The 24468-nt window shown below is 65.6% G+C and carries 25 protein-coding genes and 2 riboswitches; of the genes, 15 read left to right on the top strand and 10 right to left on the bottom strand.

From position 1 onward, the window contains the following. Window positions 1–111: 111 nt before the first annotated feature. Window positions 112–2349: a fused MFS/spermidine synthase gene (locus EDF57_RS20040; protein WP_134095519.1), complete on the bottom strand. Its 2238-nt coding sequence runs from the start codon at window positions 2347–2349 to the stop codon at window positions 112–114. 128 nt (window positions 2350–2477) lie between these two features. Between EDF57_RS20040 and EDF57_RS20035 the strand changes: the two genes are divergently transcribed. After that, window positions 2478–2813, top strand: a complete 336-nt coding sequence (locus tag EDF57_RS20035; RefSeq protein ID WP_134095518.1) for a hypothetical protein — start codon at window positions 2478–2480, stop codon at window positions 2811–2813. A gap of 216 nt (window positions 2814–3029) precedes the next feature. On the opposite strand, the gene EDF57_RS20030 is transcribed toward EDF57_RS20035, so the two are convergent. Next, window positions 3030–3788: an SDR family oxidoreductase gene (locus EDF57_RS20030; protein WP_134095517.1), complete on the bottom strand. Its 759-nt coding sequence runs from the start codon at window positions 3786–3788 to the stop codon at window positions 3030–3032. Window positions 3789–4017: 229 nt separating this feature from the next. Between EDF57_RS20030 and EDF57_RS20025 the strand changes: the two genes are divergently transcribed. The 4 genes from EDF57_RS20025 (at window position 4018) to EDF57_RS20015 (ending at window position 6027) form a co-directional block, all read left to right on the top strand. Further along, the gene (locus EDF57_RS20025) at window positions 4018–4527 is read left to right on the top strand and encodes a hemerythrin domain-containing protein (protein WP_134095516.1); all 510 of its coding nucleotides are present in this window, start codon (window positions 4018–4020) and stop codon (window positions 4525–4527) included. Continuing rightward, entirely contained in the window at window positions 4527–4700 is a 174-nt protein-coding gene (locus tag EDF57_RS25600) for a hypothetical protein (RefSeq protein WP_208324925.1), read from the top strand. The genes EDF57_RS20025 and EDF57_RS25600 overlap by 1 nt, the downstream gene beginning before the upstream one ends. A gap of 62 nt (window positions 4701–4762) precedes the next feature. Further along, window positions 4763–5443 carry a guanitoxin biosynthesis heme-dependent pre-guanitoxin N-hydroxylase GntA gene (gntA, locus tag EDF57_RS20020; RefSeq protein WP_134095515.1) on the top strand — a complete coding sequence of 227 codons (681 nt, stop codon included), beginning with the start codon at window positions 4763–4765 and terminating at the stop codon, window positions 5441–5443. A 5-nt stretch (window positions 5444–5448) separates the two neighbouring features. Then, complete coding sequence (locus EDF57_RS20015; protein WP_134095514.1) at window positions 5449–6027, top strand: urea carboxylase-associated family protein; 579 nt, start codon at window positions 5449–5451, stop codon at window positions 6025–6027. A 5-nt stretch (window positions 6028–6032) separates the two neighbouring features. Here EDF57_RS20015 and EDF57_RS20010 read toward each other — a convergent pair whose 3' ends face one another. Together EDF57_RS20010 and EDF57_RS20005 are read right to left on the bottom strand one after the other, a co-directional pair. Beyond that, entirely contained in the window at window positions 6033–7316 is a 1284-nt protein-coding gene (locus tag EDF57_RS20010) for a cystathionine gamma-synthase family protein (RefSeq protein WP_134095513.1), read from the bottom strand. Between the two features lie 90 nt (window positions 7317–7406). Then, complete coding sequence (locus EDF57_RS20005) at window positions 7407–7931, bottom strand: hypothetical protein (RefSeq protein ID WP_134095512.1); 525 nt, start codon at window positions 7929–7931, stop codon at window positions 7407–7409. A 151-nt stretch (window positions 7932–8082) separates the two neighbouring features. Here EDF57_RS20005 and EDF57_RS20000 point away from each other — a divergent pair, with 151 nt between their 5' ends. The 3 genes from EDF57_RS20000 (at window position 8083) to EDF57_RS19990 (ending at window position 9238) form a co-directional block, all read left to right on the top strand. After that, window positions 8083–8316 carry a hypothetical protein gene (locus EDF57_RS20000; RefSeq protein ID WP_134095511.1) on the top strand — a complete coding sequence of 78 codons (234 nt, stop codon included), beginning with the start codon at window positions 8083–8085 and terminating at the stop codon, window positions 8314–8316. Between the two features lie 25 nt (window positions 8317–8341). Next, entirely contained in the window at window positions 8342–8611 is a 270-nt protein-coding gene (locus EDF57_RS19995) for a DUF6356 family protein (RefSeq protein ID WP_132265671.1), read from the top strand. A gap of 150 nt (window positions 8612–8761) precedes the next feature. Next, window positions 8762–9238 (top strand): MarR family winged helix-turn-helix transcriptional regulator, encoded by a 477-nt coding sequence (locus tag EDF57_RS19990; protein ID WP_134095510.1) that lies wholly within the window; start codon window positions 8762–8764, stop codon window positions 9236–9238. A 34-nt stretch (window positions 9239–9272) separates the two neighbouring features. Here EDF57_RS19990 and EDF57_RS19985 read toward each other — a convergent pair whose 3' ends face one another. Beyond that, complete coding sequence (locus tag EDF57_RS19985) at window positions 9273–10037, bottom strand: CbtA family protein (protein ID WP_134095509.1); 765 nt, start codon at window positions 10035–10037, stop codon at window positions 9273–9275. A 10-nt stretch (window positions 10038–10047) separates the two neighbouring features. Further along, the gene (locus tag EDF57_RS19980; protein WP_134095508.1) at window positions 10048–10275 is read right to left on the bottom strand and encodes a CbtB-domain containing protein; all 228 of its coding nucleotides are present in this window, start codon (window positions 10273–10275) and stop codon (window positions 10048–10050) included. A gap of 35 nt (window positions 10276–10310) precedes the next feature. Beyond that, a riboswitch (cobalamin riboswitch) is annotated at window positions 10311–10441 on the bottom strand. Between the two features lie 30 nt (window positions 10442–10471). Between EDF57_RS19980 and EDF57_RS19975 the strand changes: the two genes are divergently transcribed. The 5 genes from EDF57_RS19975 to bluB all read left to right on the top strand — a co-directional run bounded on the left by EDF57_RS19975 (window position 10472) and on the right by bluB (window position 17681). Continuing rightward, on the top strand, window positions 10472–11053 hold the full coding sequence (locus tag EDF57_RS19975) for a histidine phosphatase family protein (protein WP_134095507.1): 582 nt from the start codon (window positions 10472–10474) through the stop codon (window positions 11051–11053). 31 nt (window positions 11054–11084) lie between these two features. Next, window positions 11085–11329, top strand: a riboswitch (cobalamin riboswitch). A gap of 188 nt (window positions 11330–11517) precedes the next feature. Then, a complete protein-coding gene (gene cobW / locus EDF57_RS19970; RefSeq protein WP_134095506.1) occupies window positions 11518–12567 on the top strand; it encodes a cobalamin biosynthesis protein CobW in 1050 nt (349 codons plus the stop codon). 145 nt (window positions 12568–12712) lie between these two features. Further along, window positions 12713–16435 (top strand): cobaltochelatase subunit CobN, encoded by a 3723-nt coding sequence (cobN, locus tag EDF57_RS19965; protein ID WP_134095505.1) that lies wholly within the window; start codon window positions 12713–12715, stop codon window positions 16433–16435. 2 nt (window positions 16436–16437) lie between these two features. Then, on the top strand, window positions 16438–17043 hold the full coding sequence (gene cobO, locus EDF57_RS19960) for a cob(I)yrinic acid a,c-diamide adenosyltransferase (RefSeq protein WP_134095504.1): 606 nt from the start codon (window positions 16438–16440) through the stop codon (window positions 17041–17043). Window positions 17044–17045: 2 nt separating this feature from the next. After that, window positions 17046–17681: a 5,6-dimethylbenzimidazole synthase gene (gene bluB, locus EDF57_RS19955; RefSeq protein ID WP_134095503.1), complete on the top strand. Its 636-nt coding sequence runs from the start codon at window positions 17046–17048 to the stop codon at window positions 17679–17681. Here bluB and EDF57_RS19950 read toward each other — a convergent pair. Beyond that, window positions 17668–18540 (bottom strand): ABC transporter substrate-binding protein, encoded by an 873-nt coding sequence (locus EDF57_RS19950; RefSeq protein WP_243841159.1) that lies wholly within the window; start codon window positions 18538–18540, stop codon window positions 17668–17670. The two genes, bluB and EDF57_RS19950, sit on opposite strands and share 14 nt — an antisense overlap. A gap of 140 nt (window positions 18541–18680) precedes the next feature. On the opposite strand from EDF57_RS19950, the gene EDF57_RS19945 reads away from it, so the two are divergent. Both EDF57_RS19945 and EDF57_RS19940 read left to right on the top strand, forming a co-directional pair. Beyond that, window positions 18681–19652, top strand: a complete 972-nt coding sequence (locus EDF57_RS19945) for an iron ABC transporter permease (protein ID WP_134095715.1) — start codon at window positions 18681–18683, stop codon at window positions 19650–19652. Then, the gene (locus EDF57_RS19940; RefSeq protein WP_134095502.1) at window positions 19646–20425 is read left to right on the top strand and encodes an ABC transporter ATP-binding protein; all 780 of its coding nucleotides are present in this window, start codon (window positions 19646–19648) and stop codon (window positions 20423–20425) included. Before EDF57_RS19945 ends, EDF57_RS19940 begins: the two co-directional genes overlap by 7 nt. A gap of 46 nt (window positions 20426–20471) precedes the next feature. Here the strand turns inward: EDF57_RS19940 and EDF57_RS19935 are convergent, their stop codons facing one another. The 3 genes from EDF57_RS19935 to EDF57_RS19925 all read right to left on the bottom strand — a co-directional run bounded on the left by EDF57_RS19935 (window position 20472) and on the right by EDF57_RS19925 (window position 24368). Further along, the gene (locus tag EDF57_RS19935) at window positions 20472–21470 is read right to left on the bottom strand and encodes a 4-hydroxyproline epimerase (RefSeq protein ID WP_134095501.1); all 999 of its coding nucleotides are present in this window, start codon (window positions 21468–21470) and stop codon (window positions 20472–20474) included. Window positions 21471–21480: 10 nt separating this feature from the next. After that, window positions 21481–22395 carry a dihydrodipicolinate synthase family protein gene (locus EDF57_RS19930; RefSeq protein ID WP_132265652.1) on the bottom strand — a complete coding sequence of 305 codons (915 nt, stop codon included), beginning with the start codon at window positions 22393–22395 and terminating at the stop codon, window positions 21481–21483. 224 nt (window positions 22396–22619) lie between these two features. Further along, on the bottom strand, window positions 22620–24368 hold the full coding sequence (locus EDF57_RS19925) for a cytochrome c biogenesis protein DipZ (RefSeq protein ID WP_134095500.1): 1749 nt from the start codon (window positions 24366–24368) through the stop codon (window positions 22620–22622). Between the last annotated feature and the right edge of the window lie 100 nt (window positions 24369–24468).

Genomic DNA, 24468 nt, shown 5'->3' with positions numbered 1-24468 from the left:
GGGTGTTAGCCAGCCCCATAATTTAACATAATCTATATTATCGATCCTACATATGGACCTTCGACCTTGGCGCGTTTCGCCGCCCTGTCTCGGATCCGCGGGACAGCCCCTTCATGGTTGACCGGTCATGCGGTCCCATCGAACGAACGGCAGGATCGAGGCGTGATCGTCCGTCCAGGATCGAGCCGCCCGCTCGTCGAGCGGCGCCCAGGGCGTGTCGGCACTCATCCGGTCCAGAGCCTTCAACACGCCCCCATCCCGAGACAGCGCGATCCAGCGTGACGGTGTGTAGTGATCCGTGTCCGTGGGATGGTCCAGGCGCGACATCGCCGCCATTCCGCTGACGGCCGCATTGGTGCCCACCACGGGCGCCAGATTGATGTAGCGGTTGGAGATATGGAGCAGAAGCAGGCCGCGCGGCGTCAATGCCCGCGCATAGACCTGCAGCGCTTCCGTCGTAAGCAGATGGACCGGAATGGCATCGCTCGAAAAGGCATCGATCACCAGCACATCGAAAGCGCGGGCCGGCATATGCGACAGTTCCAGACGCGCATCGCCGAGGACGACCTTTGCCTGAGGTGTGCAGTCACGCAGGAACGTGAACCGGCCCTCGGTCGAGAAGCGCAGGATCACCGGGTCGATCTCGAAGAAAGTCCAGTGCTGCCCCGGCGCCGCGCGGCAGGCCAGCGAACCGGTGCCCAGCCCGACGACACCCACGCGGGCGCCCGGCCCTTCGAGGTGCGGTGCCGCGGCCAGCGCCAGGGCCACACCCGAAGTCGGGCCGTAATAGGTCAAGGCATCGCGCGCGCGGCCGGGCTCCAGCGATTGTTCGCCGTGGAGCGTCGTACCGTGCGCCAGCGTGCGCAAGGTGCCGTCGGCCGTGTCGCGCACGGTATAGATGCCGAAATAGCTGCGGGTACGCTCACCGCCCAGCGTCGCACGGATCGTCCAGATACCGCCCTGCGCGACCATCGCCAAGGCCAGGACAGCTACGAAAGCCCAGCGCCAGGCCATGACCATGACGCCGGTGCCCACCAGGAAAACCGTGAGCAGGACCGCCGCCAGGCCTTCTTCCGGGCGCAGGGCAAATTGATCGAGCTGCCAGCCCAGAAACGCCGCGAACGCCAGCAGGAGCACAAGCGCCACGCGGGCCATGCCCGGCTCGATCCCCTCGCCGCTACGCCAGCGCAGCAGCGGTTCGAGCGGCATGAGCATGGCCGCGGCCAGAACCAGCAGCGGATGCTCCCATGCCCAATCGAAAACGAGCGGTGCGACCAGGGCCGTGAACAGCCCCCCTAACGCTCCCCCCGCTGACATCACGAGATAGAAGCGGGTCAATTGCGCCGGTCCCGGCCGGAGGTCGTAGAGCCGCTTGTGGAGGGAAACGGCGATGCAGAACAGCATGAGACAGGCCCCGCCCGCGATCCACAGCGTGCCGGAACCATTGGACAACATGGCATAACTGCCCGCGAAAAGGACCACGACAGGCGCTATCCGGGAAATCGCCAGCGCCGGCCCGCGCCGATCAGCAAAGGCCACCACGAAACTCAGGAGGTAGAGACCAAGCGGAATGACCCAGAGCAGCGGCATGGCGAAGATGTCGGTGGTCAGATGCGTCGTCGTCGAGAGCATGAGGCCGGAGGGAACCGCCGCCAACGCCAGCCATCGCACCGTGGTCCGGCCGTCGATCCGGGGCGCGGGTTCCTGGGCCTCTTGCGCTTGAGAGAGCGGCGGCAGCCCTCTCCGGCTCGCCGCGGCGACCCCGACGAGCAGTACGAGCACGCCGAAGCCGAGCGACCAGGCAAGGCTCTGGCTGCGCAGCGTCAACATCGGCTCGGCCACGAGCGGATAGGCCAGCAGTCCGGCGAAGCTGCCGAGATTGGAGGCCGCGTAAAGCGCCCAGGGCGCTCCTGCCGCCGGGTCTGCAGCGAACCAGCGCTGCATCAGCGGGGCTTGCGCGGAGACGGCGAAGAACACCGGGCCGATGCTCAGGCCCAGGAGTACCGGCACCCAGAGGGCCTCGGGCAGACCCCTGGGCTGGGCGAGATCCACCAGTCCGACCGGCAAAGTCAGGCCTGCCAGGACCAGCACGCCGAGATGGACGAATGCCTGCTTCGGCAAGGACAACCTGCCGAGCAGATGGGCATAGGCGTAGCCTGCAAGCAGCAGGGCCTGGTAGACCAGCATCGCGCTGTTCCAGACGTTGGGTGCGCCGCCGAGACGGGGCAAGGCCATCCGCGCGACCATCGGCTGCACCAGAAACAGCAGGAAGCTGCCTGTCAGAATGGTTGCGACGAACAGTCCGCGCGCGGCACGGCTGCTACCCCGGCCCTTCGTTTCAGCTTTCACCTGTCGTCCTTGCTCTCGTCCAGGATGCGCGCTCTATCCCACGCCGGAGAAACGATAAAGGCGCAACGATAAATCCCTCGGGCCGCTGCTCGGGGAAACCCTCCCCTCTTCTGCGGGTTTGGACGGGAATGAGCGAAGGAGCGCAATATCCCGAGACACCCGACGGTCGCTACTTCGTGGTGCGCGGGCGGTTGTGGCGCAAGTCCGACCCCTCGCTGACAGAGGAGCACCGCAGCGCCCTGGTGAAGGAGCTGATGCGCGCGCGCCGCGCCGTGGGAACAGCCATGCGCTCCGGTGACGCCGCGGGGGAAGCCGCCGCGCGGCAGGACGTCGATCATGCTAAACGCGCCCTGGGCGAGCGAGGACCGGTATGGTGGAAGGACGGCGAGCCGGACCTCAATCGACATCTGGTCCCGAACACGCCTTATGCCGAATGGTTCGCAGGCTTGCCTGCGAAGTCATGACGGAAGCCGATCACAGATAACAGCTTTTCGCGATCCGTCCTGAAAGCCAGGCGCGCTAGTCTGGCGACATGACAAAGCTTGAACAAGACCTCGCCCTGCCCCTTCGCCAATGGGTCGGCCCCGTTCAACTCGGCCTCGGTGCCGCCATATCCTGCGCAGGAATTGCCCTTGCGCTGGGCCACCTTGCAGTGTCGCTGTAACGGAAGGCGCGCGCGGTCATTCCTGCGCCTGAGCGCGGGGCGCGATGGTGAGCTGTTGCACCACCGCACGGCGCGGCTGCGTCAACAGGTAGTGAACGCCCACGGCGATGTCCTCCGCGCGCAGCATGGTTTCCTCGGCGATCATCTCGCGCTGCTTTTCCGCCGGAATGTCGGGGTACTGGAAATCGGCGCCGGTCTTGCCGGGCTCGACCAGTGCCACTTTGATCCCCTGCGGTCCGAGTTCGCGGCGAAGCGCCTCCGAAAAGCCGGCGATACCGGCCTTCATCCCGGCATAAACGGTCGAGCCGGGGCCGAGCACATGGGCTGACATGGAGCCGATGAGGACGATGTCGCCCTGGTCCACCAGCGCTTCCTGCGCGGCCTTGGCACTCAGGATATAAGCCGTGAAGTCCACGGCCACGGCGTAGCGGATTTCGTCCGAGGTCATGTCGGAGAGGGCGCGGGCGGGCACGGCGGCATTCACCACCACGATGTCCGGCTGCCCCAGACTGGCGCGCGCCTCTGCGAAGAAGGTGTCCAGCTGTTCGGGGTCTGCAAGGTCCAGAGCAACGCCCTCGCCCTTCCCCACTTCCCGGATCCGCTCCAGAGCATCGGCAAGGTGTTCCGGCGAGCGACCGCATATGAACACGTCCACGCCCTCGCTGGCCAGTAGCACGGCGATGGCGCGGCCGATGCCGGTCGTTCCCCCGGTGATGATCGCCTTGCGACCCTTGAGGCTGGGCGTTTCGGTGTGAGCGTCGGCCTGGTTCTTCATGGAGCGGTGCGTCCTTGCTGGAATTGCGGGCTAAGCCGCTCAGCCAGGACAAGTCGCGAGCCCGCGTACTCGTTCCGCTTCAAGCGCGCAAATACGGGAAATAACGGTTCATCGCACTATTCAGGTCTCTTGCAGCAAGCCCAGACAATCGAAGAAACATAGATCAATAGAGCGGGAACGCGTGGAACATCTGCGAGCTTAACAGGGCAAATCCGACAAGGAAGACGCCATGACCGAATCCTTCACCGACGCCATTGCCCTCCTCAAGGCCGATCATCGCAAGGTCGAAACACTGTTCGATACCTTCACCGCGGCGAAGTCTTCGTCGCAAAAGAAGAAGATCGCGCATCAGGTCTGTGTCGAGCTGAAGATCCACACCCTGATCGAAGAGGAAATCTTCTATCCGGCATTCCGCGGCAAGATAGAGAATGACACGCTGGACGAGGCCTATGTCGAGCACGATGGCGCAAAAGTCCTGATCAACGATATCGAAGCGGCCTCTCCCGAGGACGATTTCTTCGAGGCAAAGGTCAAGGTGCTGTCCGAAGAGATCAAGCACCATGTTCATGAGGAAGAGATGCCCGCCGAAGGCATGTTCGCGCAATGCCGAAAGGCCGGTGTCGATCTTGTCGACTTGCGAGACCGCATGTTGGCCCGCAAGCAGGAACTGATGGCCCAGGCCAGGGCCGACGGCCTTCCCCCGGCACGGCCGACCGCTCTCAATCTGCTGGCGGCATGATGAGGGACCCCGACAAGCCCAGTCCGCGCCGCCTGCAACGCGCCGGAATCACCGTTGTGGTGATCCTGCTGGCCATGATCGTGCTGATCTTCGTCGGCCGCAACATCTGGCACGCGGAGCGCCTCGATCAGGAAGAACGTACCGGCGTTCAGGAACGCAAGGGCCTGAACTGAAACGCAAGATAATCGAAGCATTGGTTCACTGCCACCGAAGCCGAAACTGGAGAGGAAGCAGCGTGTTTTCCGAAGAAGATCGTTCGCTCTGGGAAGAGCGTTTCAGGGCATTCATCGAGTCCAGGGCGTTCCCCTGCGTTGGCGCGAAGTCGGCGCTCTCGCGCGGTACTCTGGCGATTGCCGTGTGCCATTCGATCGAGAGTTCGTGGGACGATCTCGTCATCTATGAAAAGCTGCTGGATTGGTCGGCAAGCTATCAGGAGGACCCGTCGCTGTTCCGCAGTCTGGCCGTGATCTTCGCGGATGACGGCCCCTTGAGCGAGGATCGGTTCGAACATGCCTTGTGGAACCGCGTCCAGTCCCTCACGGACAAGGATGCCTGGCTGGGCTTGCCTTACGATCGCCGCGTCAGCAGCGATCCGGACGACCCCCATTTCTCGCTGAGTTTCGGCGGCGAGGCGTTCTTCGTCGTCGGCATGCACCCGCAGGCCAGTCGCCCTGCCCGTCGTTTCGAGCGGCCGGTCATGGTATTCAATCTCCATGACCAGTTCGAGCAGCTTCGCGCGCAGGGAAGCTATGAAAAGATACGCGAAACCATCCTGGAGCGTGATGTGAAGATGGCCGGTTCGATCAATCCCATGCTCGCGCGCCACGGTGAGGTGAGCGAGGCGGCGCAATATAGCGGCCGCCTGGTCGGCCCGGAATGGCAGTGCCCTTTCCAGAACCCGCGCTCCGCACGGTGAGCGACATGAACCGCATCTTGCCCCGCAGCGGCGCGGCGTTTCCCTTGGCGCGTGGACAATTGCTCACGGTGGTCGACCCACTCGGTACGCAAGTGTCCGACCTGCTGGCTTTTTCCGCCAGTGATGTGCGCGAAGTGATCAGCAATGGCCGGACCTTCGATTATGAGGAAACCCTCAGGCTCACGCGCGGCAACCGGATCTGGTCCAACCGGTCCCGCGTCCTGCTCACGATCGAGGAAGACAGCGTGGGCTGCCATGATTTCCTGCTGACCCCGTGCAGCGTCGATACCTTCAGGCATTTCTATCCGGACAAACCGGAACACCGGGGCTGCTTCGGCAACCTTGCAGAAGCGCTGGCGCCCTACGGTGTCTCGCCGGACGATATTCCGGTGGCCTTCAATTGCTTCATGAACGTCCCGATAGGCAGCACCGGGGGCATTTCCGTTCTGCCGCCTCCCAGTCGTGCCGGTGACAGCGTGTCGTTCCGTGCCGAACAGGACCTTGTCATCGGCCTCACCGCCTGCTCGGCCTATGCGAGCAATGGCGGGACGTTCAAGCCGATCGACTATCGCATCGACGACTGATCGCGCTAGCTGGCGTCCAGAGCCTGGGCGAGATCGGCCACGATGTCGTCCGGGTGTTCGATGCCGATGGACAGGCGAATGGTCGATTCCATCACCCCGATCCGATCGCGGACTTCCACCGGAACTCCGGAATGCGTCGTCGTCGCCGGATGACTGGCCAGGGACTCGGTACCACCCAGGCTCACCGCCAGCTTGAATATCTCCAGCGCGTTGAGGAAGCGGAACGCGGCCGGCTGTCCGCCCGCGATGTCGAAGGCGAACGTGGAGCCCGCGCCGCTGCATTGCGCGGCGAAGACTTCGGCTTGCCGGCTTCCTTCGGGGTAGAAGGGCGGATAGGCCACGCCCACGATCTTGGGATGGGATCGCAGGAAGTTCGCCGCCGCCGCAGCGTTGGTATTGGCCCGCTCCATGCGCAGGCCCAGCGTTTCCAGCGACCGGCCGAGCATCCAGCAGCTATGCGGATCGAGCTGGGTGCCGATGGCACTGCGCAGCAACCGCACCTCGCGCATCAGCTTGGCCGACCCCAGGGCTGCACCCGCCACGAGGTCCGAGTGACCACCGACATATTTGGTCAGCGAATAGAGAGAAATATCCGCGCCGAGCCGCAGGGGATGCTGGAAGACGGGACCGAGCAGCGTATTGTCGCAAACCAGCAGCGGGCGGTGCCCCTGCTGCCGCTCGATATCCTCGCACAGCCGCCTCAGCAGCGCGATGTCGACAAGGCTGTTGGTGGGATTGGCCGGCGTTTCGATCAGCACCAGTGACACTCGGCCATTGGCGATGGCCTGCCTGGCGGCGGCGGCTGTGGCTTCTTCGTCCAGCCCGTCGCTGAAACCCATCGCCTTGATGCCGAGGTTGGCCAGTGTCTTGGCAAGAAGCGTTTCGGTGCCGCCGTAAAGGGGCTGGGAATGGAGTATGACATCGCCGGGCCGGGCGAACGTCAGGATCGTGGTCGTGATCGCGCCCATGCCCGAGGAGAACACCACCCCCGCTTCCGCCCCCTCGTAGACCGCCATGCGGTCCTCGACGATCTCGCTGTTGGGATGGTTGAAGCGCGAATAGACCAGGCCCCGCCCCTGTCCCGGCGGCGGTTCCTTGCGGCCCGCGACATAGTCGAAAAAGTCGCGGCCTTCTTCGGCGGTGGGAAATACGAACGTGGAGGTAAGGAATACCGGCGGTTTTACCGCTCCTTCGGAAAGGAGCGGGTCGTAGCCGTAATTGAGCATCAGGGTATCGGGATGAAGCCGATGGTTGCCGATGGACGTCTTGCTTTCGCGCGGTGCCGTCATGTCCCTCTCCTTTCCAATGCTCGCGGAGCATGGCTTTTTCCGAAGAGGTTAAACCGACAACTCTTCCGTGGGTTGCAGCGGGAGCCAGTGCTATCGGCGAACTTCGGAGGTTCGCGCCGAACCACTCGAATTCGGGCTGAAACCCATCTGGCTGAGCAGATCCATCAGCCGCTGTCCGTCTGCCCGAACGCGCTCTATCCAGTTCTCGTGGTCCATATGGCCGAGCGCGGAGCGCTGGAACTGCCCTGCGGCGCGCACCGAATCACCCAGAAGATGTACCTGAAGAACGGCCGCGTCGCTGCGCCCCTGCTTGCCGAGCGACTCGTCCTCTCGCGAAGCGGGCCTTGCGACATGGCTCCGCGGTCCTGCGTAGATATCCACTTTTCCTGGCTCCCAATGGTGCCGGCGGCCGGACAGCGGCGCGCCGAACTTGTCCTGTCCTGAAACGCGCCGGACGCGTTCGAGTTTCGGATGACACCCTTGTGAAGTGCGAAAAATGGCAGTTTTCCGCTTTTGCAGATCGCGTCGACGGACGATCGTTTGCAGCCGGTCGCAAGGCAGCCGCCATTCACCGCCAGATGCACGGCGATGGGAACACCAGGCTTGACGATGCATTCTCAAGTAAATAAGTTGACAAACAAGGCCGCGAGCCGGCCTCCGAGAAATACCGCCCCTCAAGGGGCAGATTGACAGCGATCGAGCCAACCGCGACGCTACGTCACAAACGGGATTGGCCAGTGTCAAAATCGAAAGGGAGTATGGTTTCATGCCTCACAGCGATTTCCACGTCGTCCGCAAGGGCCTCGACTGGGCGGTAAGCCTTCATGGCGTGTTCCTGGCCGCGTTCGAAAGCCAGAGAGCCGCACTCAACCGTGCCATCGATGCCGCGCATCAGGTGGGCATGAAGGGGCACAGCGCCAAGGTCCTCCTGATTGACGATCAGGCCGATCCGCGAACGCACTGGGTCTTCGGCCATCACCCCTATCCGCCCACCGCGTGATCTAAGGCGGAAAGAGGAAGCCAGGATGTTCAAAGCCCTTTTCATCGAGCACCCGCGAAAAGTAAACGAAAGCTATGGGGAGCACTGGCTGGTCGCCAATCGCTTCGGCCTGCGCATGGTGGTGGCCGGCCTTGGGACCATGCTGCACGGGTTCGTTCCCGGCCTGCTCACCCATGCCGGCAGCGACATGGTTCGCAAGCTTCATGGCGAGATGGCCCGCCGCCAACAGGGGCTGCCCGTGAAGAAGCAGGAACGCGTCGCCGCCAAAACATGGCAACCGGAATACGAAATCTAGGCACGTCGCCGATTTTTGCCGCTCAGGACGATGCCGGAGAACGATCCTGACCGCCGGGGCGGATGAAATCCTTGTAAAATAACGCCGACAACCCCTTCCGGCGCAACATCATCTTGAGCAGGCGGCGGTTCTCACGCTAGGTGGCTATCCATGAGCGACCTCGAGACAATGCCCGGACATCTGATCCGCCGCCTGCAGCAGATTTCCCTTGCGCGCTTTGCCTCGCGCATGGCGGAAGCCGGTCTCGATCTCACATCCGTGCAATATGCGGCGCTGCTCACGCTTCGCGACCATCCCGGACTGGACCAGCAGACCCTCGCCGGCATGATCGCCTACGACCGCGTGACCATTGGCGGCGTCATCGACAGGCTGGTGCAGAAGGGCCTCGTAGACCGGGAAGTCAGTCCTACCGACCGGCGGGCGCGGGTGCTCATGCTCAGCAGTGCCGGACTGGTGACGCTCGATATCGCGGAGCCCTGGGTCGACAAGGTTCAGGACGATCTCGTCGTCCACCTGTCGCGCGACGAGCGCGATGTCTTCTTGAGAGTGCTCCAGAAAGCCACGCAGGCGGGCAACGAGATGAGCCGTGCGCCGCTCCGTCTCGTGGCCAAAGTGCAGAGTTCCTGAACCAGGCAACTCTGCACTCCAACCAATTGAACGATCAGGACTTTGCCTTCTGCAGCACGCGCTCGGCCCAAAGTCCGAAAGCGAGGCCGATCGTCGCCCATAGCACCAGCTGCGTGCCGATGGAGGCCACCCGGAAGTTCCACAGAAGCACGGCCGGGAAGTCCGTGGGAACCTCGTTCACGGCAGGCAGCAGGAACTGCCCCAGCCCCACCAGGCCCAGATAGATCACAAGACCGAGCAGCGTGGCATCGAAACCGCGTCCCGGTCGTGCAAGGGCGCTCCTGATACGCGCTGCCACGACGGCCGCGCCGAGCGACAGCGCGATCATGCCGAAATAGGCGGCAGTGCGCAGGGCCACGGTTTCGTGCTTGCCCACGGCTGGCGGGGTCTGGGGATATTTGATCGCCGGTACCAGCACCACCAGCGCGAAAGTCAGCGCGGCCAGCATGAGTGCGAAGCTGCGCGGGCCAAGATTTCCCATGCGGCCGTAGCCGTAAGCGAAGACGAGCGAGAAGATCCCGCCCACCGCAGCGCCGTACAGCACGAGCGCGGTCACCAGTCCCGCACCTTTCTGCGTATCGCGGCTGACGAGTTCCTCTTCCTGCGGCTCAGCCGGCGTGCCGGTGTGGGGCATGGCCATCCCGGCATGGCCGGGCGGGGCATCATGCGCGGAGTGGCTTTCCTCGTAACCGATCGCCAGATCGATCTGCGGTTCGGCAAAGCCACGCGCAAAAAGCGTGGCAAGAAGCGCGCCCAGAATGCCGGCAAGCATCCCGCGCCAGAGCAAGTCCCTGGTCATGTGCAGCGCCTCAGTGGCAGGGGAAGCCGAGGAGGTGACGCCCGTCGTGGACGAACTCGTGGACGTACATGCCCTGGAACAGGGAGAAGGCGCCCTGCTCGGTGCTGACGAAATAGATGAAGATGACGGCCAGCAGCGTGCCGAGCACGGCCCAGGGCGCGATGTCTTCCAGGGGAATGGTGTTACCGCCCTGCACGGGAATGAAAGCGTCGTCGAAAACTGCGGTGGAAACAGCCATTGTCATGCTCCTTGGCGGGATTGCGCGTCCCCGGAAAACCTGTTGCCAAGAAGGAAGGTCTGGCTCTCGACGGGATGGTTCCCGTGCGATTACAGTGGCGCGACCGCGCCGGATTCTCACCGGCTTCTTCGATACTCGACGCCGCTTCCTTAGGACCGCGCGGGCCGCGGCGTCAACGACCCCACGGAATTTACCCTTGGCGACACCCCTCCTGCTGATCTGCATCGCCGCCACGGCGTCGAGCCGCGAAGGCCGGTTTCCCGAGCCGGCGGAACCGCTGGATGCGGCAGGGCGACGCGATGCCGCCTTGGCCAGGTTGCCCCAACGCTACCACGCCGCGCTGCAGGCCAGCCCCGCCCGCGCCGCTGCCGAGACCGCCTCGGCGATGGGGCTCACGGCCAGAACCGAACCGGCGCTTGCCGATATCGATCATGGCGAGTGGCAAGGCTTGTCCTTCGCGCAGATCGAGGCGAGCGATCCCGGACAGCTCGGCCGGTGGCTGGCCGAACCCGCGCAAGGCGCGCCTGCGGGTGAAACACTGGAGCAGGTTCGCACGCGGGTCGGTGCATGGATGGACCGCGTTGCCGGCGCCGACGCGCCGACCTGCGCCATCACGCACCCGATGACGATCCGCGCCGCCCTCTCCCATGCGCTGGATCTGCCGCTGCGCGCAGCGCTCGCCATCGATGTGGCGCCGCTCTCCTGCACCGTTCTTTCCTTCAACCGGAGTTGGCGATTGCAGTCTCTGGGTCTTGCGGTGCGGGGCGTCCCCGGCTAATCGCCTCCGGGTTCGGGATGCCTTCTGGCGGCCCGACGAAGATCGCGCCGGTGCCCCGCAAGGGGCTTAATACGGGAACGCGGTAAGGTCGGTTCGCCGTCCCGATCCGCGGCTGTCCCTGCAACTGTAAGCGGCGAGCGCGATGCACATTCGCGGCGGGGCAAGCCCCCCACCGCAGCCACTGGGCCGGACGCTAAGTCATGCGAGGCCTGGGAAGGCCGTGCATCGCGCGATGACCCGTGAGCCAGGAAACCTGCCGGCGTCGATGTCGCTCTTGCCCGGGTCCAGGGAATGGCCAAGGCACGGTAACTCTTCCGTCTGAGCGACGTGATGCATGCGGCCGGGGCCGCAGCGGCATATCGCGTCGGGCGCCCGTGCGCCGGTCCGTCGCGGCGTGCCGCCATCGTCGCGACCGCGACGGGACGCCCCGCCGTTTCAGGTCGCTGGCGCGCGGGAGACGAGATATGAGCAAAGTTCCCACCACCGTCATCACCGGCTTCCTCGGCGCCGGCAAGACCACGCTGATCCGCCATCTGCTCCAGAACGCCAAGGGCCGCCGCCTCGCGCTCATCATCAACGAGTTCGGCGACGTCGGCGTCGACAGCGAACTGGTGAAGGGCTGCAATGACGAGGCCTGCCCAGAAGACGACATCGTCGAGCTTGCCAACGGCTGCATCTGCTGCACCGTCGCCGACGATTTCCTGCCGACCATGCAGAAGCTGCTCGACCGCGAGAACAAGCCCGATCACATCATCATCGAAACCAGCGGCCTCGCCCTGCCCAAGCCGCTGGTGAAGGCGTTCCAGTGGCCGGATATCCGCACCCGCGCGACGGTTGACGGCGTGGTCGCGCTGATCGACGCCGATGCCGTGGCCGCTGGCCGCTTTGCCACCGACGAAGCCGCCCTCGCCGCCGCGCGCGCCGCCGATCCGATGCTGGACCACGAAAGCCCGCTGGAAGAACTGTTCGAGGAACAGCTCGGCTGCGCGGACATGGTCGTGCTCAACAAGACCGACCTCGTCGACGCCGAAGCCCTCGCCCATGTCGAGACGCTGGTCTTGGCCGAAACGCGCCCCGGCGTGAAGATCGTGCGCGCGGACCACGGTGCGGTCGATATCGCCGCGCTGCTGGGCATCACCGCCGCTGCCGAGGACGACCTCGATTCCCGCCCCTCGCACATCGACGGGCTGGACGCGGATCACGACCATGACGACTTCGACAGCTTTGTCGTATCCGGCGGCGATGTTGCCGATCTCGACGCCTTGCTCGCCCGCCTCAAGGACCTGATCGCGGAGCATGACGTGCTGCGCGTGAAGGGCATGGTCGCGGTCGGCGGCAAGCCGAGCCGCCTTGTCGTGCAGGCCGTCGGTCCGCGCATCCAACACTTCTACGACCGCGCCTGGCTGCCGCAGGAAGCGCGCCGCACCCAGCTTGTCGTCATCGGCCAGAAGGGACTGAACCGCGCGGCCATCGAGGCCGGGCTGGCAGACGTTCTCGGCGCCGTGGCAGCGTGAAGCATAGGCTCCCCTCCCCACTTCGTCATTGCGAACCCGCAAAGCGGGTGAAGCAATCCAGAGCCACGCAGAGCCGCCCTGGATTGCTTCGCTTCGCTCGCAATGACGAGGGAGAGTTCTGTCGCGGTGTCGGGGGGAACGCCTGATGCACCTGCTGTCCGCCACGCCGGGGACGATCTCCAACGGCGAGGAGGCGATCGACCTCGACCAGTCTCCCGGCGACATGGTGATCCTCACCGTGGCGGACAGTGAGCTGGCCTGCTTTGCAAGCGCGGCGGCGCAGTTGCCCTCCGATGCTCCCAGCGTCCGCCTCGCCAACCTTCTGCAACTGCGCCACCCCTATTCGATCGACCTCTATGTCGAGAAAGTGATCGCGCAGGCTAAATTTGTCTGCGTGATCCTGCTCGGCGGCAAGAGCTACTGGGGCTACGGCATCGACGAGATCGCCCGCGTCGCCCGCGAGAACGGCATTGCCTTCGCCGCGATAGCCGATGGGCGAGAGGCAGATCCGGCGCTCGACCGCGCGTCCACCCTGCCCGCCGAAATGCGTGAGAAATTGCGCGACTATCTGCGGCAGGGCGGCACCGCCAATGCGCTCTCCTTCCTGCGCACCGCCGCGCAGGCAATCGGCTTTGACGCGGGCGAGCCCGACGATCCCGTGCCGGTGGCCGATGCAGGGCTCTATCTTGCGGGAACCGAGCGGGCGGGCCTTGCGGACGTGCAGGCCGGATGGGTCGAAGGCCGGCCGCTGGCGCTGCTGGTGTTCTACCGCGCGCTGATGATCGCAGGCACGCTCGACGCGGTGGACGCCATGATCGCGGCGCTGCGGGAACGCGGCTTCAATGTCGCCGCCGTCCACGTCCGCGCCTTGCGTGAGCCTTTCGCGGTGGATTGGCTGGGCGGCCTGCTCGGCGAAGTGGCGCCCGATGTGATCGTCAACGCCACCAGTTTCGCATCTTCCTCGGCAGGCGACGACCGCAAGCCCGGCATTCTGGAAAAGGCGAACTGCCCGATCCTGCAAGTCGCCTTCGCGGGCGTGGAAGAAGCCGATTGGCAGGGCGCCGCGCGCGGTCTTGGCCCACGCGATCTGGCGATGAACGTGGCGCTGCCCGAAGTCGACGGCCGCATCTTTACCCGCGCCGTCGCTTTCAAGGCGGCCGAGCGCTTTGACGAAGTGACGCAGTGCGGCATCGTCGTCCCCCGCGTCGCGCCGGACCGCGTGGCCTTCGTTGCCGACCTCGCCGCCGGATGGGCCAGCCTGCGCCGCAGCGCCCCGGCCGAGCGCCGCTTGGCACTGGTGCTGGCGAACTATCCCAACCGTGACGGACGCATCGGCAACGGCGTCGGCCTCGACACCCCAGCCAGCACCGCCGCCATCATCGCCGCGCTGGCTGAGGCCGGTTACGACATCGGCGATGCCCCGCGCGACGGTGCCGCGTTGATGCGCGTCATGACCGGCGGCGTGACCAACGCGCTCTCCTCGCTGGACCGGCCGGGCGAAGTCTCCCTTCCCCTCGCAAGGTACAAAAGTGCCTTCGCCGCAGTCCCCGAAAGCGCGCGCAAGGCGATGCTGGAACGCTGGGGCGAACCCTCCGCCGATCCCTTCGTACGCGACGGCGCGTTCCGGCTGCCCGTTCATCGCTTCGGCAAACTCGCCATCGCGGTGCAGCCCGCGCGCGGCTACAATATCGATCCCAAGGCGAGCTACCACGACCCGGCCCTGCCGCCGCCGCACGCCTACCTCGCGTTCCACGTCTGGCTGGCGCACGACTTCGGCGCGCAGGCGCTGGTGCATGTCGGCAAGCACGGCAATCTGGAATGGCTGCCCGGCAAGGCGATCTCGCTTTCCAGCGATTGTTTCCCTGAGATCTGCGCCGGGCCGATGCCGCAGCTCTATCCCTTCATCGTCAACGATCCCGGCGAAGGCACGCAGGCCAAGCGCCGCATCAGCGCGGTGGTGATCGACCACCTGACCCCGCCGCTCACCCGCGCCGAAACGTATGGCCCGCTCAAGCAGCTGGAAGCGCTGGTGGACGAATACTACCTCGCCGCCGGCATGGACCCACGCCGCCTCGACCGGCTAAGGCGCGACATTCTCGACCTTGCGCGTAGTCATGGCCTCGACCGCGATGCCGGCGCCAGCGGCGATGATGACGATGCGCTTTCCGCCATCGACAACTACTTGTGCGAGCTGAAGGAATTGCAGATCCGCGATGGCCTGCACGTCTTCACGCAATCGCCCGAGGGCCGACTGCGGCGCGATCTGCTGGTGGCTCTGGCCCGCACGCCGCGCGGATACGATCATGCGGGGCAGGCCTCGCTGCTGCGGGCGATGGCGGCGGATCTGGGGCTGGACTTCGATCCGCTCGACTGCCGCATGGGCGATCGCTGGGACGGCGCGCGGCCCGAAGCGCTGGCGGCGGTTTCGAACGAACCCTGGCGCACGCATGGCGATACCGTCGAACGGCTCGAACTGCTGGCAGCCGAACTGGTCGATACGCCGAGCGGAAACCTCGGCAGCGAGACCGCCGCCGTCCTCCACGCCATCCAGACCGACCTCGCCCCCCGCATCGACCTCTGCGGCCCGCGTGAGGCCGAGGCGTTACTGGCCGGTCTCGATGGCCGCTTCGTCCTGCCCGGCCCCTCCGGCGCGCCCACGCGCGGACGGCCCGACGTGCTGCCGACCGGCCGAAACTTCTATTCGGTCGACACCCGCGCCGTGCCCACGGCGGTGGCTTGGGAACTCGGGCGCAAGTCCGCCGACCTGCTGGTGGAGGACTACCTTCAGCGCGAAGGCGAGTATCCTAAGGCCATCGCCCTCTCGGCCTGGGGCACCGCCAATATGCGCACCGGCGGCGACGACATCGCGCAGGCCCTCGCGCTGATGGGCGCCCGCCCGCGCTGGGACTGGACTTCGGGCCGGGTGGTCGGCTTCGAGATCATGACCGTCGCAGAACTCGGCCGCCCGCGCGTGGACGTGACCTTGCGCGTCTCCGGCTTCTTCCGCGATGCCTTCCCCGAGCAGATCGACCTGATCGACAGCGCCGCGCGCGCCGTGATGGCACTCGACGAGCCGCTGGGTGATAACCCCGCCGCAGAACGCCACCGCGCTGAAGCCGCCGCGCTTGTCGCGGGCGGCGAAGCGGAAACGCAGGCCGTCCGCCGTGCCGGTGCGCGTGTCTTCGGATCGAAGCCGGGCGCCTACGGGGCCGGGCTTCAGGCCATGATTGATGAAAAAATCTGGCACGAACGCGGCGATCTGGCGGACGTCTATCTCGACTGGGGCAGCTACGCCTATGGCAGCGGCGTCGAAGGCGATGCCGAGCGCGGGCTTTTCGCCGCCCGTCTCGCCTCCGTCGATGCCGTGGTTCAGAACCAGGATAACCGCGAGCATGACTTGCTCGACAGCGACGACTATTATCAGTTTGAGGGCGGGATCGCCGCCGCCGTCGAGCACCTGAAGGGCCGCGCGCCGCTCAGCTATCACAACGACCATAGCCGCCCCGAACGCCCGGTGATCCGCACCCTTGAGGACGAGATCGGCCGCATCGTGCGCGGGCGCGTCACCAATCCCAAGTGGATCGCGGGCGTGATGCGGCACGGGTACAAGGGCGCGTTCGAGATCGCCGCCTCGGTCGACTATCTCTTCGCCTTCGCCGCGACGACCCACGCCGTGAAGGACCACCACTTCGACGCCGTCCACGCGGCTTTTATCGAAGACGAGACGGTGCGCACCTTCATGGCCGAGGCCAACCCCGCCGCCTTGCGCGAAACCGCCGCGCGGCTGGCCGAAGCGCTGGAGCGCGGCCTTTGGAAACCCCGATCCAACAGTGCGGGCGTGATGCTCGCCGAACTCTCTGGAGCATGATCATGGTGCAGCGTACCGACGAACAGCACGCCGAGAAGATGAAGAAGAAGCAGGCCGCGCATGACAAGATCATGGCCGGCAAGACGGTCGAAAAGGGCCTTCTGGTCGTCCACACCGGCAAGGGCAAAGGCAAGACCACTGCTGCTCTCGGCATGGTGGTGCGCATGATCGGCCACGGCAAGAAAGTGGGCGTCGTCCAGTTCGTGAAGGGCGCGATGACCACCGGCGAGAAGGTGGTCTTCGATGCCTTTCCCGATCAGGTGGAATTCAAGCCGATGGGCGAAGGCTTCACCTGGAACACGCAGGACCGCGCCCGCGACATCGAACTCTCGCGCGAGGCGTGGGAGGAAGTGAAGCGCATGATCGCCGACCCTGCTTACGATATGGTTCTGGCGGACGAACTCAACATCGTGCTGCGCTACGACTATCTGCCGCTGGACGAAGTACTGGAAGTGCTGACTGCGCGCGGCGAGATGAAGCATGTGATCGTCACCGGCCGCAATGCGCCCGAGGGGCTGATGGAGGCGGCGGACCTCGTGACCGAGATGACGCTCGTGAAGCACCCGTTCCGCTCCGGTGTGAAGGCACAGGCAGGCATCGAGTTCTAGAAATGCCGCCCCGGTTCGGCCCCGATTTTCAGGATGAACTCTCCGCGCTGCTGGCCTGGCGGCGCGATGTGCGCCATTTCCGCCGGGATCCGCTGGACGAGAACATGGTGGCCGAACTGCTGGCAACCGCGCAACTCGCGCCTTCGGTGGGCAATTCGCAGCCCTGGCGTTTCGTCCGCGTCCGGTCGCCGGAATTGCGCGAGGCACTGGCCGCCCATGCGGATCGGGAAGTCGCCCGCGCCGGCGCGGCGATGGGCGAAGATCAACGCGCGGCCTATTCCGCGCTGAAGCTCCACGGGATCCGTGAAGCACCCGAGGTCGTGGCCGTGTTCTGCGACGAGGCGACGACGGCCGGGAGCGGCCTCGGCGCAGCGACAATGCCGGAAACACGCGGATTTTCAGTCGTGCTGGCGATCCATACGCTCTGGCTTGCGGCCCGCGCGCAGGACCTGGGACTGGGCTGGGTATCGGTGGTGGAAGGCGGCTACGTCACGGTCCTGCTGGACGTCCCCGAACAGTGGCGCCTGATCGCGCTGCTCTGTCTTGGCCATCCACGGGAGGCAGACCTGGTGCCCGAACTCGAACGGCGCGGCTGGCAAGCACGGCTCGGCTGGCGCGAAAATGTCAGCGAGCGCTGATCTGTTCCGCCAGCGCCTTGGCAGCCTTGACGTAGGCAGGGCCGCCGCAGACCGTCCAGGATTGGGGGATGGCGATACGCGGAATGTCCTGCAGGATCGGATGATTGATCATCTCGGTCCCTTGGTCGCTCACTCGCCGTGTGGCACTGTCGATCACAATGAAGTCTGGATGGGCTTCGGCCATTTCCTCCAGGCTCATCTGCGAGAGCGCCGGTTTGCCGAGCTTCCCGGCCAGATTGACGAGGCCGACGCGGTGCATCAGGTCATCCACGAGCGTGCCGGTGCCGGTCATGTAGCCTCGGCGCTGGTAATAGGCCGCAACCTTTCCATGCCCCCGAGTGCCCAGGCCGGCCAGCCCGGCATTCATCCGCGCGATCATGGCCTCGCCGCGCTCGGGATGGCCGACCGCGCGGGCGACCTCGCGGATCGATGCCAGGATCCCGGCATAGTCATGCGCGGACTTGAGATCGACCGAGGCGTAGTGCTGGCTGGCCAGCACGGCGATGGCCGAATTGCGCCTTGCGGGCATGCCGATGACGAGATCCGGGTCGGCCGCCATGACTTCTTCGGCGGAGCCGCCGAATACGGGCAGGCTCCGCGCCCTGTCTGCCACGTCGGACATGTCGGGATCGGAGGCATAGCGGGTCAGTCCGGCGATCTGGCCGCGATCCGCCAGCGCCACTATCAACTGATCCGCGCAAAGGTTGAGCGAGACGATGCGCTGCGGCCTGGGCTTCGCTGCCGCGATGGAACGGGGCGCGGCAGGCGGAACAGCGCCCTGCACGCCTGCGCCGGCCATTCCCGCCAGCAGCAGGCAGGGGACAAGCCGAAGATAGCGATGGATTTTTCCGATGCCCATGTCATGGGCTCCTTACCAACACGGACCCGGGACACAAGCGTGACGGGTAGCCGATCGCATGCGAGGTTATCGTGCAGAGCCCCAGTTCGTCGCCCCTCGCTTCACCGACCCTCGTTTCACCCCCGGCGCGCCATCCCGCGCTGATCCCCCTTCTGGCCGCGGCGCTGGTTCTCGTTGCCGTCGCATCGCTTTGTATCGGTCCGGTGGCCCTGGGGTGGAGCCGGACGATCGCGGCCTTCGGCGATCAGGGGGACCGCGTCGCCCAGGCGATCCTGTTCGAACTGCGGCTGCCGCGCATGGTGGTCGGCGTTCTGGTGGGCGCCATGCTCGGCCTCGCGGGCGCGGTCCTGCAAGGCTATTTGCGCAATCCGCTGGCCGAACCTTCCGTGCTGGGCGCCTCGAACGCATCTGCACTCGGCGCGGTGATCGCGCTCTACTTCGGCATTTCCGAATGGAGCCCGGTCATGCTCCCCCTGCTCGCCATCGTGACGGGTCTGGTGTCTATCACCCTGCTTTTCGCGCTGGCAGGACGTTCCGAAAGCCCGCTGAGCCTCATCCTTGCAGGGATTGCCGTCTCGACGCTGGCGGGCGCCGGGATCAGCCTGGCGCTGAACCTTTCGCCCAACCCCTTCGCGGCGATGGAGATCATGTCCTGGCTGCTCGGTTCGATCGAGAATCGGTCCATGCAGCACGTCTGGATCGCGCTGCCGTGTGTAGCGGTGGGTGCCGTTCTGCTGCTGGCCCATCCACGCGCGCTGGATGCCCTCTCGCTGGGCGAGGACGGCGCGCGTTCGCTCGGCGTCGATCTTCGCCGCACGCGCCGCCGGCTGATGCTGGGCGTCGCGATCGGCGTGGGCGGAGCCGTGGCCGTTTCGGGCTCGATCGGCTTCATCGGGCTGATCGTCCCGCACCTCATCCGCCCGATGACGGACCGCAGCCCTTCGGCGCTGCTCCTGCCATCCATGCTGGGCGGCGCGGTGCTGCTTTCCGCCGCCGACATCCTGGTCCGCCTCATTCCCACCGGCGCCGAACTCAAGCTGGGCGTGGTGACGGCATTCCTCGGCGTTCCTGTGTTCCTCTTCCATCTGCTTCGGGAGCGCCGCCTGTGGTGACCATCGCCATCGAGAACCTGGCCGCCCGCCTCGGCCGCCGCGAGGTCCTGCGGGGGATCTCCGCCACGCTGCGGCCCGGCGCGCTGGTGGGCGTTATCGGACCCAACGGGGCAGGCAAATCGACACTCGTGCGGGCCATGCTCGGGCTCGTACCGGCAGAGCGCGGCGGCGTGTCGCTGGATGGCGAGCCGTTGTCCCGACTTCAGCCGCGCGATCTGGCGCGGCAGGTCGCCTATCTGCCGCAAGGCCAGACACTGCACTGGCCGCTCACCGTGGAGCGCCTGGTCGCACTGGGGCGGTTGCCGCACCTCGGACCGATGTCGCGAATATCCGCGGCGGACAGCGCAGCGGTCCAGAAGGCCATGGCGCGAGCCGATGTCACGGCGCTCGCCGCACGCGTAGCCACGGAACTCTCGGGCGGCGAGCGCGCGCGCGCCATGCTGGCCCGGGCGCTGGCTGTCGGCGCCCCGGCGCTGGTGGTCGACGAGCCGCTGGCCTCGCTCGATCCCGGACATCAGATCGACGTCATGGACCTGCTGGCCCGCGAAGCCCATGACGGCAAGCTGGTAGTCGCCGTGCTGCACGACCTGACGATGGCCGCGCGCTATTGCGATCGCCTGCTGCTGGTCGACAACGGTGCGCTGGTCGCCGATGGATCGCCGCGCGAGGTCCTGACGGCCGAGCGGCTTCGCCAGGTCTACGGGGTGACCAGCCATGTCGACATGACCGGGCCACTGCCGTTCGTCGTGCCTCTGGAGCGCGCGCCGCAATAAAGCGCGAGGACGGAAAGGCGCGCTTTGCGCCTTCCCGTCCTCCGGATCAGGTGACCTGGAAACCGGCCCAGAACGGGTCGGCCTGGTCGATCCAGATCGTGTTGAAGCCGGTGGCAATGGCCGAACCCTCGATAGAGGGAATGATGGCCGGCTTGTCGCCCAGCATGACTTCCTGCTCCACCCGGCCGATGAAGCGGCTGCAGATGTAGCTCTCGTGCACGAAACGCTCGCCCACCTTCAGGCGGCCGGTGGCGTGCAGGTGCGCGATGCGTGCCGAGGTGCCGGTGCCGCAGGGGCTGCGGTCGATCGCCTTGTCGCCGTAGAACACGGCGTTGCGGCCATCGGCGCCGTCATGTTTGGGCTTGTCGGCCCAAAGGACGTGGCTGACGCCGCGGATCGTGGAATCGAGCGGGTGGACCGGCTCGTACTTCGCGCGAACGGCTTCGCGAATGCGGCCCGAAAGCTCGACGATGCGCGAGGCGCCCAGGTCGTCGAGGCCGGTGTAGTTGCCCTGCGGTTCGACGATCGCGTAGTAATTGCCGCCGTAGGACACGTCGATGGTGAGCGGGCCGATGCCCTCGACATCCACCGCGATGCCCCGCTCGGCAACATAGGCGGGCACATTGGTGATGCGCACCGAAGTGACCTTGGGACCATCGGTTTCGTAGGCGATCTCGATCACGCCTGCGGGAACTTCCACGCGCAGCTTGCCGGGCGTCGCGGGTTGGATCAGCCCGTGTTCGAGGCCGAAGGTCACCATGCCGATGGTGCCGTGGCCGCACATGGGCAGGCAGCCGCTGGTCTCGATGAACAGGATGCCGATGTCGTTGGCGGCATCGGTCGGCGGATAGAGGAAACCGCCCGACATCATGTCGTGCCCGCGCGGTTCGAAGCACAGGCCGGTGCGGATCCAGTCGAAGCGGGACAGGAAGTCCTGCCGCCGTTCGGACATGGAGGCGCCCTTCAACAGCGGAGCCCCGCCCGCCACAAGGCGAACGGGGTTACCGGCTGTGTGGCCGTCGATGCAGAAAAACGTGTGCCGCATCGACGCTCCCTTAGGCTGCTGCCGCGACCGAAAGGTCGGGGCGGGTTGCCGCGGCCTGTTCGACCATCGCGATCACTTCAGCGCGGCGTTCGCCCTGAAGGACGTAGCGCGGAGGCAGGACGCGCTCCGAACCACGGCCCATGACCTGTTCGGCCAGCTTGATCGACTGGACGAGGTCGTGGTCGGCATCGAGGTGGAGGAGCGGCATGAACCAGCGATAGATTTCCATGGCCTTGGCGTGATCGCCGCGCTCGAATGCCTTGACCAGCTCGACCGATTCCTTCGGGAAAGCGTTGGTGAGGCCCGAAACCCAGCCCTGGGCGCCGAGGTAGAGACCTTCCAGAGCGACATCGTCGAGACCTGCGAACAGGGTGTAGCGATCGCCGAAGGTGTTGCGGAAGTCGGTGAAGCGACGGGTGTCGGGAGCCGATTCCTTGACGGCGACGATGTTCTTCACATCGACCAGGGCGGTGAGGACGTCCTTGTCGATCACCGTGCGGTAGGCCGGCGGGTTGTTGTAAAGCATGATCGGCAGGGCGGTCTGGTCGGCCACGCCCTTGAAGTGGGCGACGAGTTCGTGCGGCTTCGTCACGTAGACCATCGGCGGCAGCAGCATGAGGCCATCGGCGCCGGCCTTTTCAGCGGCCTGGGCATAGCGAACGGCGCGGCGGGTATCGAATTCCGAAACGCCGGTGACGACCGGAACGCGGCCGTTCACGGCTTCCACGATGGCCGAAAGAACCTGGACCTTTTCGTCGTATTCCAGCGAGTTGTTTTCACCAACCGTGCCGAGCGCGATCACGCCGGTCACGCCGTCGTTGATGAGATCGTCGACGACGCGCTGCGTATCGGCGAGGTCGATCGACAGGTCCTCACGGAGCTGCGTGGTGACCGCCGGGAACACACCCTTCCAACCAATTGCCATGTAAATCTTCCTACTCTCTCTGAATTGAGATATCGTATACGATATTACGAAGTATGCGACAATTGCAAAATTCGCACACGATGGGAAAATTTGCTCATCTGCCGATTTCCCGGATTTGCGAACGGTCAGGCGCGGCGGCGACCCGCTCTACTCTGACAGATAAAATGCCTGGGGCGGGAGACTTTCGGTCCCCCGCCCCAGTTTCATGTCCGTCCTCAGGCTGCCTATCCGAATGTGAACGCGAAGGCCTGCACGCCGGGATCTTCGAATTCGATCTCGAACGTCCGGTCTCGCACCGGGCCCTTCTGGCGAACCAATTGATAGAGCCGTTCGCTCTGGACCACGCCTTGGCCTTCGGCATCGATATCGACGCCATGGTCCTTGCCGGGAGCCTGCCCATCGACCGTCACCCGAAAGCGAACCGGACGGCCGCCTTTTGCCGGGCCGAGCACGAGGTGCAAGTCCCGCGCATGAAAGCGGAAGGCGATCCGTCCTCGGGCCCGGTCCAGCGTGGCTTTCTCGGCACTCACCGTCCACGCGCCCGAGAGACCCCAATCGTTCAGCGTTCCCAACCGGGGTAACACATAGTCCTGGGACCGGTTAGGAACATAGCCGCCGGCAGAGACGAAGCGCTCGCCTCGGGAATGGCCGATGTAGGTTTCGGGCGAGCGGTTCGCGTTGCGGTCGGCCGGTGCGGCGATGCCGGTACCTTTCACAAGTACCATGTCGCTGTCGCTCTTGCCGGTGCCGTTCTCGGCGAGCAGTTGCCGGATCACGCGTTCCGATTGGGCATAATCGCCTTCGCCGAAGTGGTGGTAGCGAATGCGACCCCGGCCATCGATGAAGTAATGGGCCGGCCAATAGAGGTTCTGGAACGCGCGCCAGATGGCGCGGTCGTTGTCGAGCGCCACCGGATAAGTCACCCCAAGGTCCCGGACCGCCTTGCGCACGTTCGCGGGGTCTTTCTCGAAAGCGAATTCCGGTGCGTGAACGCCGATGACGACCAGACCCTGATCCTTGTACTTCTCCGCCCAGGCCCGGACATAGGGCAGTGAGCGAAGGCAGTTGATGCAACTGTAGGTCCAGAAATCGACCAGCACGACTTTTCCGCGCAGTTGTTCGGGCGTGAGCGGCGGGGAGTTCAGCCACTCCGTGGCGCCGGATAGCGAGGGGAACTGGCCCTCCACGCCGAGTTTCCCGTCGCTGCGCGGCTTGGCCGACTGGCCGGTACCCGCGCGGAAACGGTCGAGCAGCCCTTGTTCGACCGTCGATGTGCTCGAGAGCGAAAGGCGCGTCAGCAAGCCGGTATCGAGGCCAAGCGCGATCGCCGCCACGGCCACGAGAACCGCCAGCCCGAGCAGGCGCCGGATCCACTCGCCCGCGCCGATCGAGCGCTTCATGGCGGAGAAGACTTTGCCCCCGACGAGAAGCGCCAGCGCCAGCGAACTGGCCGCACCCAGGGCATAGGCCAGCAGCAGCAGGGTACTCTGCCCGCTGGCCCCCTGCAGCGCGGCGCCTGTAAGGATCAGGCCGAGGATCGGTCCGGCGCAGGGCGCCCAGAGCAAGCCGGTTGCCACCCCCAGCAGCAGCGAGGCCGCGAATGGAGAGGCGCCGCCCTGCCCCGCTCCCGCGACCGGCCCCGCGGCCGATTGCGAGAGCCGCGCCCCCAGAGCGACAAGCGGCCGCGTCGCGCGTTCGGCAATGGCGGGGAACAGCAGCAGCAGACCGAAGATCGCCAGGATCACCAGCGCCGCAGCGCGACCGTAGCTGTTGGCCTGGACGACCCAGCCTCCGCCGACCGACGCCAGCGTCGCCACGCCGGCGAAAGTGACGGCCAGCCCCAGCAGCAGCGGCAACCCGCTGCGCAGGAATGGCTGGTCGGCGCGGGCGAACACGAAGGGCAGGACCGGCAGGATACAGGGGCTGATGATCGTCAGCGCGCCGGCCAGGTAGGAGAGGAGAAACAGGATCATGGTCAATCTCCGCCATGGCCGAAAGAAGGGATCAGATCGCCCCTCAGCATGAACGCAAGCTGTCCAAACGGCAAAGCACGAATATTCCGTTCGGGGTGCA

Source organism: Novosphingobium sp. PhB55 (assembly GCF_004368805.1).
Taxonomy (GTDB): Bacteria; Pseudomonadota; Alphaproteobacteria; order Sphingomonadales; family Sphingomonadaceae; genus Novosphingobium.
This window is presented reverse-complemented; position numbering and strand designations above follow the sequence as displayed.

What these genes read in the sequence shown, in the direction of transcription:
- EDF57_RS19985 (WP_134095509.1), bottom strand. Translation starts at nt 10,037, where the DNA reads ATGACCAGGGACTTGCTCTGGCGCGGGATGCTTGCCGGCATTCTGGGC.
- EDF57_RS19930 (WP_132265652.1), bottom strand. Translation starts at nt 22,395, where the DNA reads ATGGCAATTGGTTGGAAGGGTGTGTTCCCGGCGGTCACCACGCAGCTC.
- cobO (WP_134095504.1), top strand. Translation starts at nt 16,438, where the DNA reads ATGGTGCAGCGTACCGACGAACAGCACGCCGAGAAGATGAAGAAGAAG.
- EDF57_RS19950 (WP_243841159.1), bottom strand. Translation starts at nt 18,540, where the DNA reads ATGGGCATCGGAAAAATCCATCGCTATCTTCGGCTTGTCCCCTGCCTG.
- EDF57_RS19995 (WP_132265671.1), top strand. Translation starts at nt 8,342, where the DNA reads ATGTTCAAAGCCCTTTTCATCGAGCACCCGCGAAAAGTAAACGAAAGC.
- cobW (WP_134095506.1), top strand. Translation starts at nt 11,518, where the DNA reads ATGAGCAAAGTTCCCACCACCGTCATCACCGGCTTCCTCGGCGCCGGC.
- EDF57_RS20025 (WP_134095516.1), top strand. Translation starts at nt 4,018, where the DNA reads ATGACCGAATCCTTCACCGACGCCATTGCCCTCCTCAAGGCCGATCAT.
- bluB (WP_134095503.1), top strand. Translation starts at nt 17,046, where the DNA reads ATGCCGCCCCGGTTCGGCCCCGATTTTCAGGATGAACTCTCCGCGCTG.
- EDF57_RS25600 (WP_208324925.1), top strand. Translation starts at nt 4,527, where the DNA reads ATGAGGGACCCCGACAAGCCCAGTCCGCGCCGCCTGCAACGCGCCGGA.
- EDF57_RS19980 (WP_134095508.1), bottom strand. Translation starts at nt 10,275, where the DNA reads ATGGCTGTTTCCACCGCAGTTTTCGACGACGCTTTCATTCCCGTGCAG.
- EDF57_RS20030 (WP_134095517.1), bottom strand. Translation starts at nt 3,788, where the DNA reads ATGAAGAACCAGGCCGACGCTCACACCGAAACGCCCAGCCTCAAGGGT.
- EDF57_RS19990 (WP_134095510.1), top strand. Translation starts at nt 8,762, where the DNA reads ATGAGCGACCTCGAGACAATGCCCGGACATCTGATCCGCCGCCTGCAG.
- EDF57_RS20035 (WP_134095518.1), top strand. Translation starts at nt 2,478, where the DNA reads ATGAGCGAAGGAGCGCAATATCCCGAGACACCCGACGGTCGCTACTTC.
- cobN (WP_134095505.1), top strand. Translation starts at nt 12,713, where the DNA reads ATGCACCTGCTGTCCGCCACGCCGGGGACGATCTCCAACGGCGAGGAG.
- EDF57_RS19935 (WP_134095501.1), bottom strand. Translation starts at nt 21,470, where the DNA reads ATGCGGCACACGTTTTTCTGCATCGACGGCCACACAGCCGGTAACCCC.
- EDF57_RS19925 (WP_134095500.1), bottom strand. Translation starts at nt 24,368, where the DNA reads ATGATCCTGTTTCTCCTCTCCTACCTGGCCGGCGCGCTGACGATCATC.
- EDF57_RS20000 (WP_134095511.1), top strand. Translation starts at nt 8,083, where the DNA reads ATGCCTCACAGCGATTTCCACGTCGTCCGCAAGGGCCTCGACTGGGCG.
- EDF57_RS20010 (WP_134095513.1), bottom strand. Translation starts at nt 7,316, where the DNA reads ATGACGGCACCGCGCGAAAGCAAGACGTCCATCGGCAACCATCGGCTT.
- EDF57_RS20015 (WP_134095514.1), top strand. Translation starts at nt 5,449, where the DNA reads ATGAACCGCATCTTGCCCCGCAGCGGCGCGGCGTTTCCCTTGGCGCGT.
- EDF57_RS20005 (WP_134095512.1), bottom strand. Translation starts at nt 7,931, where the DNA reads ATGCATCGTCAAGCCTGGTGTTCCCATCGCCGTGCATCTGGCGGTGAA.